The organism is Corynebacterium sp. HMSC034B08 (assembly GCF_001835805.1).
GTDB classification, from domain to species: domain Bacteria; phylum Actinomycetota; class Actinomycetes; order Mycobacteriales; family Mycobacteriaceae; genus Corynebacterium; species Corynebacterium coyleae.
Genome location: NZ_KV825899.1, coordinates 120,212 through 131,739, shown reverse-complemented (window position 1 = coordinate 131,739; position 11,528 = coordinate 120,212). Strand labels below are relative to the sequence as shown.

At 62.5% G+C, this 11,528-nt stretch carries 16 protein-coding genes and 1 pseudogene; 16 read left to right on the top strand and 1 reads right to left on the bottom strand.

All coding sequences use genetic code 11. The features are described 5' to 3' along the window. Positions 1-7 precede the first annotated feature (7 nt). The 8 genes from HMPREF2656_RS00920 (at position 8) to HMPREF2656_RS00885 (ending at position 5,112) form a co-directional block, all read left to right on the top strand. Positions 8-319 (top strand): WXG100 family type VII secretion target, encoded by a 312-nt coding sequence (locus HMPREF2656_RS00920; protein WP_070422754.1) that lies wholly within the window; start codon positions 8-10, stop codon positions 317-319. A gap of 18 nt (positions 320-337) precedes the next feature. Then, positions 338-622: a WXG100 family type VII secretion target gene (locus tag HMPREF2656_RS00915; RefSeq protein WP_070422755.1), complete on the top strand. Its 285-nt coding sequence runs from the start codon at positions 338-340 to the stop codon at positions 620-622. 287 nt (positions 623-909) lie between these two features. Beyond that, positions 910-1,353 (top strand): 50S ribosomal protein L13, encoded by a 444-nt coding sequence (rplM, locus tag HMPREF2656_RS00910; RefSeq protein ID WP_070422756.1) that lies wholly within the window; start codon positions 910-912, stop codon positions 1,351-1,353. Next, positions 1,353-1,892, top strand: coding sequence for a 30S ribosomal protein S9 (gene rpsI, locus HMPREF2656_RS00905; RefSeq protein WP_070815595.1), 540 nt, complete (start codon positions 1,353-1,355; stop codon positions 1,890-1,892). The genes rplM and rpsI overlap by 1 nt, the downstream gene beginning before the upstream one ends. Positions 1,893-2,028: 136 nt before the next feature. Next, the gene (glmM, locus tag HMPREF2656_RS00900; RefSeq protein ID WP_070482481.1) at positions 2,029-3,372 is read left to right on the top strand and encodes a phosphoglucosamine mutase; all 1,344 of its coding nucleotides are present in this window, start codon (positions 2,029-2,031) and stop codon (positions 3,370-3,372) included. 103 nt (positions 3,373-3,475) lie between these two features. Continuing rightward, positions 3,476-3,793 (top strand): hypothetical protein, encoded by a 318-nt coding sequence (locus HMPREF2656_RS00895; protein ID WP_070450572.1) that lies wholly within the window; start codon positions 3,476-3,478, stop codon positions 3,791-3,793. Next, complete coding sequence (locus tag HMPREF2656_RS00890) at positions 3,790-4,812, top strand: hypothetical protein (RefSeq protein WP_070815594.1); 1,023 nt, start codon at positions 3,790-3,792, stop codon at positions 4,810-4,812. Before HMPREF2656_RS00895 ends, HMPREF2656_RS00890 begins: the two co-directional genes overlap by 4 nt. Positions 4,813-4,866: 54 nt before the next feature. Continuing rightward, on the top strand, positions 4,867-5,112 hold the full coding sequence (locus HMPREF2656_RS00885) for a hypothetical protein (RefSeq protein WP_141739346.1): 246 nt from the start codon (positions 4,867-4,869) through the stop codon (positions 5,110-5,112). Between the two features lie 34 nt (positions 5,113-5,146). Here HMPREF2656_RS00885 and HMPREF2656_RS00880 read toward each other — a convergent pair whose 3' ends face one another. Beyond that, on the bottom strand, positions 5,147-6,001 hold the full coding sequence (locus HMPREF2656_RS00880) for a dienelactone hydrolase family protein (protein WP_070815593.1): 855 nt from the start codon (positions 5,999-6,001) through the stop codon (positions 5,147-5,149). A 75-nt stretch (positions 6,002-6,076) separates the two neighbouring features. On the opposite strand from HMPREF2656_RS00880, the gene HMPREF2656_RS00875 reads away from it, so the two are divergent. From HMPREF2656_RS00875 to HMPREF2656_RS00840, 8 genes and pseudogenes are all read left to right on the top strand, one after another. After that, positions 6,077-6,736, top strand: coding sequence for a GAP family protein (locus HMPREF2656_RS00875; RefSeq protein ID WP_070450563.1), 660 nt, complete (start codon positions 6,077-6,079; stop codon positions 6,734-6,736). Between the two features lie 19 nt (positions 6,737-6,755). Continuing rightward, positions 6,756-7,841, top strand: coding sequence for an alanine racemase (gene alr / locus HMPREF2656_RS00870; protein WP_070570639.1), 1,086 nt, complete (start codon positions 6,756-6,758; stop codon positions 7,839-7,841). After that, positions 7,842-8,309, top strand: a complete 468-nt coding sequence (tsaE, locus tag HMPREF2656_RS00865) for a tRNA (adenosine(37)-N6)-threonylcarbamoyltransferase complex ATPase subunit type 1 TsaE (protein ID WP_083284743.1) — start codon at positions 7,842-7,844, stop codon at positions 8,307-8,309. 10 nt (positions 8,310-8,319) lie between these two features. Beyond that, positions 8,320-8,823 carry a hypothetical protein gene (locus HMPREF2656_RS00860; RefSeq protein ID WP_070422765.1) on the top strand — a complete coding sequence of 168 codons (504 nt, stop codon included), beginning with the start codon at positions 8,320-8,322 and terminating at the stop codon, positions 8,821-8,823. After that, positions 8,823-9,461: a tRNA (adenosine(37)-N6)-threonylcarbamoyltransferase complex dimerization subunit type 1 TsaB gene (gene tsaB, locus HMPREF2656_RS00855; RefSeq protein ID WP_070570600.1), complete on the top strand. Its 639-nt coding sequence runs from the start codon at positions 8,823-8,825 to the stop codon at positions 9,459-9,461. Before HMPREF2656_RS00860 ends, tsaB begins: the two co-directional genes overlap by 1 nt. Further along, positions 9,461-9,924 (top strand): annotated as a pseudogene (gene rimI / locus HMPREF2656_RS00850) (ribosomal protein S18-alanine N-acetyltransferase). Before tsaB ends, rimI begins: the two are co-directional and overlap by 1 nt. 3 nt (positions 9,925-9,927) lie before the next feature. Continuing rightward, entirely contained in the window at positions 9,928-10,971 is a 1,044-nt protein-coding gene (gene tsaD / locus HMPREF2656_RS00845; protein WP_070815592.1) for a tRNA (adenosine(37)-N6)-threonylcarbamoyltransferase complex transferase subunit TsaD, read from the top strand. Between the two features lie 75 nt (positions 10,972-11,046). Further along, positions 11,047-11,499 carry a hypothetical protein gene (locus tag HMPREF2656_RS00840; protein ID WP_070570595.1) on the top strand — a complete coding sequence of 151 codons (453 nt, stop codon included), beginning with the start codon at positions 11,047-11,049 and terminating at the stop codon, positions 11,497-11,499. Positions 11,500-11,528: the final 29 nt, after the last annotated feature.

Below are 11,528 nucleotides of genomic sequence, written 5' to 3'. Positions count from 1 at the left end.
GGAAACCATGGAGCTGTTCGCCACTGAAGCGGAGGTCATGCGCGCCGCCGCAGACCGTACCGACGACACCAACGCAAACGTCAACCGTGAAATCGATCGCATCCAACAGGTAGTCGAATCCACTCGCAACTACTGGGTGGGCAACGCGCAGCGCAGTTTCGACGACCTGATGATGCGCTACGACGACGCTCAAAAGCGTTTGTCGGAGGCGTTGACCGCGATCTCCGCGAACATTCGCGACAACGCGAAGCACTACGAGTCCACCGACGCAACCAACACCGACAGCCTCCGTCAGCTCGCTGGCGGACTCGCACTCTAACCACAAGGGGGAACCACCATGCAGATCAAATACGACTTCGCTCAGATCGCCGGCGCATCCGAAGACATGCGCGCATCCGCATCCCGCATCAACGGCGACCTGGCCGAACTGAAGCAGATGCTCCAGCCCATGGTCCAGACCTGGGAAGGTACCGCCGCCACCGCCTACCAGGCACACCAAGCCAAGTGGGATCAAGCGGCAGAGGATCTCAACCAGATCCTCACCCAGATCGCGCAGACCGTTGAAGATGGCAACTCCACCATGTTGGCCGTCAACAACGCTGCAGCGAACAGCTGGGGCTAACCAACAGACTTGCGTCGGGGCGACAACGCCGACCATCGGGGGATAGGGCGCGGCAGACCCGTCTCCGGCGCATCCACAAAAAAGGGGGACTCGGGGGAAACGCCGCCGCAGGTGACTATGGGGAACACCTGCGGCGGCGTTTTTGTTTTGTGGCCAGATTGCCGTAGTGTTTAACCCCTGTGTGTCCCGCCTGACGCGCGTTTCGGGTCTCCACCGGCCGCCGGAACCGTCGAGGAACATGCGAAGTATGGCCGGCAGCAATCTAGACAGACTTTAAGGAGTCATGCATGTCTACTTACCACCCGAAGAGCGGTGACGTGACCCGTAACTGGTACGTCATCGACGCAACCGACGTGGTGCTGGGCAAGCTTGCTTCCACCGCAGCAGACCTGCTGCGCGGTAAGCACAAGCCGCAGTTCGCACCGAACGTTGACACCGGCGATCACGTCATCGTGATCAACGCCGACAAGATCCACATCTCCTCCAACAAGCGCGATCGCGAGATGCGTTACCGCCACTCCGGCTACCCGGGTGGTCTGAAGTCCATGACCCTGGGCCGCGCACTGGACGAGCGTCCGGACCGCGTGATCGAGGAAGCTGTGAAGGGCATGATGCCGCACAACAAGCTCTCCCGCCAGTCCATCAAGAAGCTGCACGTCTTCGTCGGCTCCGAGCACCCGTACGCTGCTCAGAAGCCGGAAACCTACGAGTTTAAGCAGGTGGCACAGTAATGACCGAGCCGAACAACTACGACAACCTCGCTGCCGACACCGACGTCGATGCCGCAACCGCAGCAACCGAGGAGTTCAACTACACCATCGGTGACGCAATTGCGCCGGAGGCTGACGCTGCTGAGGAGACCGTTGAGGTCGCACCGCTGCACGAGGGCCCGATCCAGACTGTTGGTCGTCGTAAGCGCGCAATCGCTCGCGTGACCGTCGTCGAGGGCGAAGGCAAGATCACGGTCAACGGCCGTGAGTTCGAGGAGTACTTCCCGAACAAGCTGCACCAGCAGGACATCCTGACCCCGCTGACGCTGCTCGAGCGCGAGGGCCAGTTCGACATCAAGGCCAACATCTCCGGTGGTGGCCCGACCGGCCAGTCCGGTGCTCTGCGTCTGGCTATCGCCCGCGCACTGAACATCTACAACCCGGCTGAGCGCCCGACCCTGAAGAAGGCCGGCCTGCTCACCCGTGACGCTCGTGCCGTGGAGCGCAAGAAGGCTGGTCTGCACAAGGCCCGTCGCGCACCGCAGTACTCCAAGCGTTAATCGCTGGCTTACTCCACACGCCGTCGCCCATGTTCTGGGTGGCGGCGTTTGCCGTTTCTTCTGTCGTTGTTGGTGAGCGGACCGGTTGCGAGGGTTCGTCGATAAGCAATTGCAGCAAGCATGCATAATTGTGGGCATGACTCGATTGTTTGGAACTGATGGTGTTCGCGGCTTGGCCAACGAGGCGTTGACAGCGCCGTTGGCGTTGAAGCTCGGCGCGGCTGCGGCAACGGTGCTGACGAAGGACCGTCGCTCCGGGAAGCGTCGCCCAGTAGCGCTCATTGGGCGCGACCCGCGCGTCTCCGGTGAGATGCTGGCGGCAGCGATGGCAGCCGGCATGGCGTCGAAGGGCGTGGACGTGCTGCGTGTCGGTGTGATTCCGACGCCTGGCTTGGCGTTTCTTACGGACGACTACGGAGCCGACATCGGTGTAATGATTTCCGCCTCCCACAACCCGATGCCGGATAACGGGATCAAGTTCTTCTCCGCTGGTGGTCACAAGCTGCCGGACGATATTGAAGACGAGATTGAGCGCGCCATGGACGAGCTGGAGGAAACCGGTCCGACCGGCACCAGCATCGGCCGTGTGATCGAGGAGGCCCCAGATGCGCAGAGCCGCTACCTGGCGCATCTGGCTGATGCGGTGAGCACCGACCTGTCGGGCATCAAGGTTGTGGTGGACTGCGCGAACGGTGCAGCGTTCGAGGTGGCCCCGAAGGCGTATGCGGCAGCGGGAGCTGACGTGACCGCGATCTTTAACAAGCCCGACGCCTACAACATCAACGACGGCGCAGGCTCCACGCACATGGAGCAGATTCAGCGCGCAGTGGTTGAGCACGGCGCGGACCTTGGTTTGGCGCACGATGGTGACGCGGATCGTTGCTTGGCTGTGGACGCCGAGGGCAATGTTGTCGACGGCGACCAGATCATGGCTGTACTGGCAACCGCGATGCGCGACAACAACTCGTTGCGCTCCAACACGCTGGTGGCCACGGTGATGAGCAACCTGGGGCTGAAGCAGGCAATGAAGCGCGAGGGCATCGAGATGCGGGAGACCAAAGTGGGCGACCGTTATGTCCTCGAAGAGCTCAACCGTGGCGACTTCTCCTTGGGTGGCGAGCAGTCCGGCCACATTGTGGTTCCGGAGCATGCGACCACCGGCGATGGCGTGCTGTCCGGTCTGATGCTCATGGCACGCATGGCTGAAACCGGGAAGTCGCTCGCTGAGTTGGCGAGTGTGATGACCGTGCTGCCGCAGACGCTGATCAACGTTCCGGTCTCAGACAAGTCGCGCATTCTTGACGACGAATCCGTTACCGCCGCGATCCGCGAAGCTGAAGCGGAGCTGGGCGATACCGGTCGTGTCTTGCTGCGTCCGTCGGGTACCGAGGAGCTGTTCCGCGTGATGGTGGAAGCAGCTGAGGAAGAACAGGCACGAAAGGTTGCCGGACAGCTCGCGGCGGTCGTCGCAGCCGTGTAACTTCTGAGTAAGAAGTTTTTTGCCCCGGCAGGGAACCGCCGGGGCGTTGGGGGAGTCTAACTAAGTAGAAATAGTTGGACTGGAATCTTTTCAGGGGTGGGAAATGACACGACATGTCAGTGCTGTCGACGTTGACGTTGACAATGTTCGAACGCAGTACGGTGCCGCGATTAACGCGTACCGTGCTGCGGCGCACGACCTCGACACGAGGCGCATCACGGTGGACCCGTCTGCTTTCGGCGATGGCTTCGCGGAGCAAGGCCGGCGTGTTGCTGAGGCACTTGAGGCGCTTCACAGTACGTCGAAGCGGTTTTTAGAGGTCCGTAGCGAGAACTGGGAGCAGGTGCTCGCGCTTACCGACGACATCGTGGCCGCCGATGCACTCGCAGCCGAGGTACTTGAGGGGGTGGAGCAGCCATGATGCCGACAGTGCAAGATGATGTCCGCACCCTCGTCGAAGCGGTCGAGGTTGCACCTGAGGTGCCAGAACACCAGCGCAATGCCGTGCGAGGCCTTGCCGGTGAGTTGATGTCCGAGTCCTCCTGTATCAACGGGCTCGACCTTTCGGTGTTCGCACAGATCGGCTTGCAATTGGCGTTGAGTTGTGGGCGTCCGGATACGCCAGCGCGCACGTGCACGGCAGATAACAGCGGATGGTTTGAAGAGGTGGGCATCCGGGATCGGGAGTGCCGAAATGAAGCCCGCGAGACCGACCACTTTGAACACGTCAAGCAGGTAGGCCAGCGTATTGGAGAGTGCTCTTCGGCGATAGAAGCGATCGTGCGCTCAGCTGATATGGCGATTCGTGCGATCTTGGAACCTGCGCGCCGTGTGTTCGAAATCGCGCAGCGTTGCGGGATCACTCAGATTGTGGAGATCGCCGTAGAGGTGATCATCGAAGCGCTGCGGTGTGCAACGGCAACGACCACGGACCGAAATGGGGTGATCCGGGAGTGCCTCGACAGCATTGCCGAGTGCACTGGTGAGGCGGCGCAAACCCAGCCAGAGCCTGCGGTGGAGAAACCATGCGACACGGTTGCAAGCTCCTCGGTCGGCACTGTGGCCGCCGGCGTGAATATCTCGGTCGATGTGGGGCTGAAGCTGGGCGTTGAGCTCGACCTCGCACAAGGAGAGGTGGAATGCCCGCCGGAGGAAGCACCGAAGCCGGAGCCTGAACCGCCGGCGAAACCAGCACCGAAACCTGCTCCAGCACCGGCGCCACCGCCACCGCCACCGCCTGCACCTGCACCGACACCGACTAAGGATGGGGTTATCGCCCCACCGCCAGAACTGTCGCAGGTGCAAGAGCCGCCACCACCGCCGAAGAAGGCACAGCACGTCGATACAACGGCTGCTTCCGTAGGTGGCGCAGACGGGGCACAATCAGGCGCTCAGGGCGGGCAGGATCCGTGGGCAATGAAGAAAACGGGGGAGTGGTAACCAATGGATTACGAGTTGTTTGTGCTCCAGTTCCAACGTAGGACGCAAAAACGCATGGCTGATTTTGAGGCCATGATGCGCGAGCACCAGAACAAGATGGAACAAACTGCGAAGCACTACGCCAGAGCGCGCGAGACGATGGAACGGCCGAAGCCGGTCGCGCCGCGTGGGGATTACACCTTGGAACGCTCGCGTGTGTCTGCGGCGCGTCGCGCAAGAAGGGCGCAGGTGCATGCGGTGCTGCAAAGCCAGGCCCGGGGGACTCCGCCGGAGCAGCCCGGCGTGGGCGAAGAGGCCTAACCCGCGAGTGAGAACCTCGCGGAAGCGCGCCGCCCTAGAACAGGGAGAAACCGGCGTTGTCGCGGGCCAGCCCCGCGGCCTTGGCGAGCTTCTCGCCAGAAAGGGAGACCACGCCAGAGCCTTCGGCGTCGGCTTCCGCGTAGCCGGCGTAGGCCTTCTCGTCGTTTAGCACGTGCAGCAAGTAGCCCACGAGCAAGCCGCGCACGGTTTCCTGCAGCGAACGGTCGGACTTGCCCACGCCGAGGATGCGCTTGATCATGCCGTCTTCGGAGAAGGACTGCTGATCGCCCTTCTTCGGCGCGCGGTAGACCACATCGCCCGCCCAGTTGTAGGCAAGCTTTGCGGGGTTGCCCGGGTCGAACAAGGAATCGCCGTCCTCGCCGGGACCGATGACCATGCCGGGGGCGAAGAGCGCACGGGCTGCTTCCACCGCGGACGGTGCGACGTTTGCCGGGTACACCGTCGCCACAGCCTTCACCTTCGGGTTGTCTACCGCCGCAAGCACTGCGGCGCCACCACCCATGCCGTGGCCAACGATGCCGAGTTTGCCTGGGGAGACAGAGATGTTGCCGTTGCCCAGTCGCACGCCGGCGAGGATCTGCAGGCTCGTCTCCAGGTCTGCAGCAAAGCCACGGTGATCTGGCCTAAACCCGGTTTCGGTGTTGGGTGCTGCGACTGCGATGCCCCAGCTGGCCAGGTGGCGCAGTGTGCCGTGGTAGTCGTCGACGTCTTTCGTCCAGTCGTGGCCGAACGCGACAGCGGGCAGGTTCTTGCCCTCGGCAGGGGTGTACACCTTGCCGGGCAGGCCCGTGTAGCCCAAGTCGCCTTCAAGGACGCGGTGGGGGCCACGCTTGGTCAGGTCAGAGAGTTTCTTTAGCTTCGCAGACACGCCGACGATCCTACTGCATCTTTGTCTGGACTAGGGTGAGTCCATCGTTGCAGGCGGGGTTACTCAGGAGGCAGGATGCTCGGCGCGTTACAGCTCGCATTCGTCGATTCGGTGAACCTTCTGCTCATCGGGGTCATCGTTGCAGTAGGTATTGCGGTGCCACGGGGAAACGGCCGCTACGCCAAGACGACATCGTTGCTGATTGCCGGTGACTGGCTGGGGGTGGCGGGGCTTGCGCTGCTGATGCTTGTCATTTTCGACGGGTTGGGCTCCGCCGTTGAACGTTTTGTCAACGGCCCTGTCTTCGGTGTGTTGCTGATCGCAACGGGTTTGCTGACGGCGGTGCTTGCCATGCGTGGCGGTGACAACCAGGCGCTGACGCAGAAGATCATGCAGCACCTGAACACGCCCGGTCCGCTGACGGTGCTGACGGGTTTTGTCTTGGGGCTGGTGCAGTCCGCAACCTCGGGACCGTTTTTCGGCGGGCTTGCGTTGCTGTCCGCCTCGGGTATTGACGCGCAGGTGCGTTACGCGGCGATTCCGCTGTACGCCTCGGTGGCGTTGTCGCTGCCAACGCTGTGTGCGCTGCTGGTCGGGTTGGTGCGCGCTCGTCCTGAAAGTCTCGCAGGCAGGGGGTTTGCGTGGGCGCGCAGCCACCCGCAGCAGGTGACGGCAGCCGCGACGTGGGCTGTGGCAGTAATGCTGACTGTGCTGGGTGTCGTGCACCTGCTGTAGGTGGTGCACAATGGGGCGTATGTTTCCGCTCCGTACAACGATTGATTTAGGTGCGATTGCGCACAACACTCGCCGTCTGAAAGAGCAGGCAGGCGAGGCGAAACTCATGTGTGTGGTGAAGGCGGACGCCTATAACCATGGCGTCGAAAAGTGTGTTCCGGTGATGGATCGCAATGGCGCAGATGCGTTCGGCGTGGCCACGTTGGCTGAGGCTCGTCGTGTCCGTGAGGTCACACAGAAGCCTGTGCTCGCCTGGTTGTGGAGTATCCACGAGGAGTTACCGGAGGGCATCGATCTTGGCGCGCCGAGTGTTGCCCATTTGCAGTTGCTTATCGACGAACCCACGCACCGCACCGTCTACCTCATGGTGGATACGGGCATGCACCGCTCCGGTATCGACGAACCGGAGTGGGAAGCGGCGTTCAAGATGGCGTTTGAGGCGGAGCAGGCCGGCAAGATTGAGGTTGCTGGTTTGATGACGCACCTGGCGTGCGCCGACAACCCGGTCGACCCCTACACGGATTTCCAGGCGGAGAACTTCCGCAAGGCGATCGAGGCGGCGCGTGCGGCCGGATTGCGTGTGGAGCGAAACCACATGGCGAACTCGCCAGCGACTTGGACGCGCAAGGATTTGCATTTTGACATGGTGCGCCCCGGCGTGAGCCTGTACGGGCTCGAACCAGTGGCGGGGCTTGACCACGACCTGAAACCGGCGATGACGTGGGTGGGACAGGTCATCGCGGTTAAGCCGATGAAGCAGGGCGAAGTAACCAGTTACGCACGCACCTGGGAAGCACCCGAGGACGGCTACACCGCAGTGATTCCGGCCGGTTATGCAGACGGCGTGCACCGTAGCTGGCAGGGTGCGTTGGAGATCGCCATCAATGGCCAGACCTACACCCAGGTTGGGCGTGTGAGCATGGACCAGATTGTGGTGTGGCTCGGCGCAAACGAGGACAACGTCCAGGCAGGCGACGAGGCAATCATCTTCGGTGCGGGTGGTCGCAGCGCAACTGATCTGGCTAAGGCCGCCGGCACGATCAACTATGAGGTTGTGTGCGCGCCGGAGGGCCGAACGCTTCGCACCTATGTAGGGGAGGAGTAAGTGAAGGACACGTTTGCGTGTGAAGGAAAGCGGGTGTGTGAGGGGGTCGTCGATACGCAACAGCTTGGTGAGGAGCTCGGCGCAGCACTTGAGGCGGGGGATCTAGTGATCCTGGATGGCCCGCTCGGCGCCGGCAAGACCACGTTCACACAAGGTATTGCGCGTGGCATGCAGGTGAAGGGACGCGTGACCAGCCCGACGTTTGTCATCGCGCGCCAGCACGCTTCCACTGTGGGCGGGCCCGCGTTGGTGCATGTGGATGCCTACCGTCTCGGCGACGATCCGCTGGGTGAGCTCGATGCGCTCGACCTGGATACCGAGTTGGAAGATGCCGTGGTGGTCGCAGAATGGGGCGGCGGTTTGATGGAGCAGTTGGGGGCGCGCCACATTCTCGTGCAGTTGGATCGGGAGACTCTCGCGGAGACTGAGGGCAGGATAGTTTCCTGGCGTGTCGTGGAGGGGATGTAGGCTTACACCCATGCTGAAAACGAGTAGCAAAGCCCGTGGTTGGATCATTCTTGCGGCGGTGCTGTGGTTGGTGATCCTGATCGGGATCATCTTCATTCCGCAGTCCCGTGGCTCGAACGCTGTGGACGAGGTGAAGCCGACGAACTCGCTGACGCGTGCGTTGCTGCAGACCCGTCCGGGCGGTGACGTGGTTGCCGCGCAGCTCGTTGACCCGTCCAGGGTGTACGACGCAAACGAGTACATGGGGTACACCACGCTGTGCCCAGGCGAGCCGGAGGAGCTGGTGAAGGCGAAGAAGGAAGCCTTCGCGCTGACGGATGAGGATGTGGACCTCAACGGCGAGATGGGTTACGTGCTGCTGATCCCAGCGGAGGGTGAGACTGCCCTGATCGACCCGGTTGAGTTGAAGAAGGTCGACATCTGCACTGTTCCGCAGTCGGAGACTTTCCCGCTGAACACCGCAATGCCGTTCTACAACACGAAGGGCCAGTGGGCTCTGGGGATGGGCCAGTAATGCTGGTGCTCGCCCTCGACACGGCGACTACGGATTTGGTCGCAGGTGTCGTGGATACCGAGGCGGCGAAAACGCTTGCTGAGGCAACCGTTGCTACGCGTGCGCACAACGAGCAGCTTGTGCCGACAGTGCAGGTGCTTCTCGACGAAGCCTCGCTCACCTTCGCCGACCTCGACGCCATCGTTGTCGGTTGCGGGCCGGGCCCGTTTACCGGTTTGCGTGTCGGGATGGCCACCGCCTCTGCGCTTGGCCAGGCGCTTGGCATTCCGGTGCATGGGGTATGCACCCACGATGCGGTAGCGGTAGACCGCCAAGGCGATGTGCTTGTGGTGACCGACGCCCGCCGCCGCGAGGTGTACTGGGCCCGGTACAACGACGGTGCCCGTGTTGCAGGCCCCGAGGTATGTAAGCCGGCGGATCTGCCAGTGGAGCAGGTGGACGTGCTGAGCGTGCCCGACAACCTTGCAGAGCAGGTCACGGTCGTAGCAGGCACTATTGCGTACCATGCGCCGACCCCGGCTGGGTTGGTTGCCGTGGCGGATCTGAGCGCCACCCCGGAGCCTCTCGTCCCGCTGTATTTGCGTCGGCCGGATGCGGTGCCACCGAAGCAAGCTCCGAAGTCGCCCGCGCTGCCGTGATGGAGTTCCGTGAACTGACAGTCGGCGATGCGGCCGCGGCGGCAGCGATAGAGGCTGTCCTGTTCGCCGGGGATAACCCGTGGTCGGAGGCAGCATTTCGTTCAGAGATTGCTGCGCCCCACACGTTTTACCTCGGTGCGTTTGAAGCAGACCGGATGCTTGGTTACGCGGGGCTTGCAATGCTGGGCCCGCGCGACGACCCAGAGTTTGAAATCCACACCATCGGGGTGGACCCCGAACAGCAGGGCCGCGGCCTGGGCCGGGCGTTGATGGACCAGATGATGCACACCGCTGACCTCATGGATGGTCCGGTCTATCTTGAGGTGCGGGTGGATAACGAGCCCGCGATCGCGCTGTATAAACGTTTCGAGTTTTCACCGCCGGCGTGCGGAAGAACTACTATCAGGCCTCCGGCATGGACGCGTACACCATGACGCGCCCGCGCAAGAGCGAAAGGGTGTAAGCAATGATTGTCCTCGGTATCGAGTCCTCCTGCGACGAGACTGGCGTAGGCATCATCAACCTTCATGACGACGGCACGATGGAAATCCTTGCCGACGTCGTCGCGTCCTCGATGGAACAGCACGCCCGCTTTGGTGGTGTGGTGCCGGAGATCGCCTCCCGTGCACACTTGGAGGCGATGCCGCAGGTGATGGAAAAGGCGCTGGCGGACGCTGGTATTGAGAAGCCAGATGCCGTAGCAGCCACGATCGGGCCCGGTCTTGCAGGCGCACTGCTGGTTGGCGCTTCCGCCGCGAAGGCATACGCCGCCGCCTGGGGCGTGCCCTTTTACGGCGTGAACCACCTTGGCGGCCACGTCGCTGTGGCCAACCTCGAGGGGGAGAGTCTGCCGCACTCGATTGCGCTGCTGGTCTCCGGTGGGCACACGCAGCTGCTTGAAGTCGACGCGGTAGGCAAGCCGATGAAGGAACTCGGCACCACACTCGACGACGCTGCTGGTGAGGCCTACGACAAGGTGGCCCGGCTTCTGGGGTTGGGCTATCCGGGTGGTCCGGTCGTCGACAAGTTAGCTGCGCAGGGGGATCCGAATGCGGTGCGTTTCCCTCGTGCGCTGTCGCGTGCGGAGGATCTGCGCGGCGAACACCGTTACAACTTCTCGTTCTCTGGGCTGAAGACCGCGGTCGCGCGCCACGTTGAGGCCGCCGAGCGTGAGGGCCGCGTGATCTCGCTGGAGGACGTGTGCGCGTCCTTCCAGGAGGCAGTCTGCGACGTGCTTACCGCCAAGGCGATCATGGCCTGCGAGGACACCGGCGCGAACACCCTGCTGCTCGGCGGGGGTGTGGCGGCCAACAGTCGTCTGCGTGAACTCGCGCAGCAGCGTTGCGACGACCACGGCATCGAACTGCGTGTGCCACGGTTCAAACTCTGCACCGACAACGGTGTGATGATCGCAGCGCTTGCGGGTCAGCTCATCCACGAAGGGGCCACGCCGTCTGATTTGGGTGTAGGCACGGACACGTCGCTCGAGGTAGAGGTTCCGCTCGTGTAATCGCTCGCCGAGCGAGGTCACCAGGGTGGGGCTATATTGAGCACCTGAACTGTATCCCGTGAAAGGAAATCCTCCGTGACCACCGAGCAATTTAGCCAAGAGCAGGCCGAACGCGAACGCTTCGGGCTGCTCGTCAACCCAGATCTGACGTACCGTCGCATCGTGTTCGATGAGGACTCTGCGCGCGAGATGCTCGGTGGCGGAACCGATGGAGTTGTGGACGTGGCGTTTGACCGCGACGGCAACCGGTTCCACGCGATTTACCGGGTTGACGCTGGAATTGTCGGAGCGGAGCCGAACCCTGTTGCGTCCCTTGCGCGTAACACTGCAGAGACGGACACCCCGGAGTTTCTTACGGATCCCACCCGGTCGATCTGCGGGCCGGTGATCTTCGCGGCGCGCGGGGGCGGCAGCATCAGCGAAGGCACGGTCGAAGAGGTTGTCAACGCGATCCGTGCGGTGGAAAACTTCCGCAACGACAATCCCGAAGAGTTCGAGCTGTGGCGTAACGCGGTGAAAAACCGCTAAACGCCACCAGTGTTGTTGGCTGGCACTCT

Coding starts and splice junctions, on each gene's coding strand:
- HMPREF2656_RS00920 (WP_070422754.1), top strand. CDS start 8: ATGGAGCTGTTCGCCACTGAAGCGGAGGTCATGCGCGCCGCCGCAGAC.
- HMPREF2656_RS00915 (WP_070422755.1), top strand. CDS start 338: ATGCAGATCAAATACGACTTCGCTCAGATCGCCGGCGCATCCGAAGAC.
- rplM (WP_070422756.1), top strand. CDS start 910: ATGTCTACTTACCACCCGAAGAGCGGTGACGTGACCCGTAACTGGTAC.
- rpsI (WP_070815595.1), top strand. CDS start 1,353: ATGACCGAGCCGAACAACTACGACAACCTCGCTGCCGACACCGACGTC.
- glmM (WP_070482481.1), top strand. CDS start 2,029: ATGACTCGATTGTTTGGAACTGATGGTGTTCGCGGCTTGGCCAACGAG.
- HMPREF2656_RS00895 (WP_070450572.1), top strand. CDS start 3,476: ATGACACGACATGTCAGTGCTGTCGACGTTGACGTTGACAATGTTCGA.
- HMPREF2656_RS00890 (WP_070815594.1), top strand. CDS start 3,790: ATGATGCCGACAGTGCAAGATGATGTCCGCACCCTCGTCGAAGCGGTC.
- HMPREF2656_RS00885 (WP_141739346.1), top strand. CDS start 4,867: ATGGCTGATTTTGAGGCCATGATGCGCGAGCACCAGAACAAGATGGAA.
- HMPREF2656_RS00875 (WP_070450563.1), top strand. CDS start 6,077: ATGCTCGGCGCGTTACAGCTCGCATTCGTCGATTCGGTGAACCTTCTG.
- alr (WP_070570639.1), top strand. CDS start 6,756: ATGTTTCCGCTCCGTACAACGATTGATTTAGGTGCGATTGCGCACAAC.
- HMPREF2656_RS00860 (WP_070422765.1), top strand. CDS start 8,320: ATGCTGAAAACGAGTAGCAAAGCCCGTGGTTGGATCATTCTTGCGGCG.
- tsaB (WP_070570600.1), top strand. CDS start 8,823: ATGCTGGTGCTCGCCCTCGACACGGCGACTACGGATTTGGTCGCAGGT.
- tsaD (WP_070815592.1), top strand. CDS start 9,928: ATGATTGTCCTCGGTATCGAGTCCTCCTGCGACGAGACTGGCGTAGGC.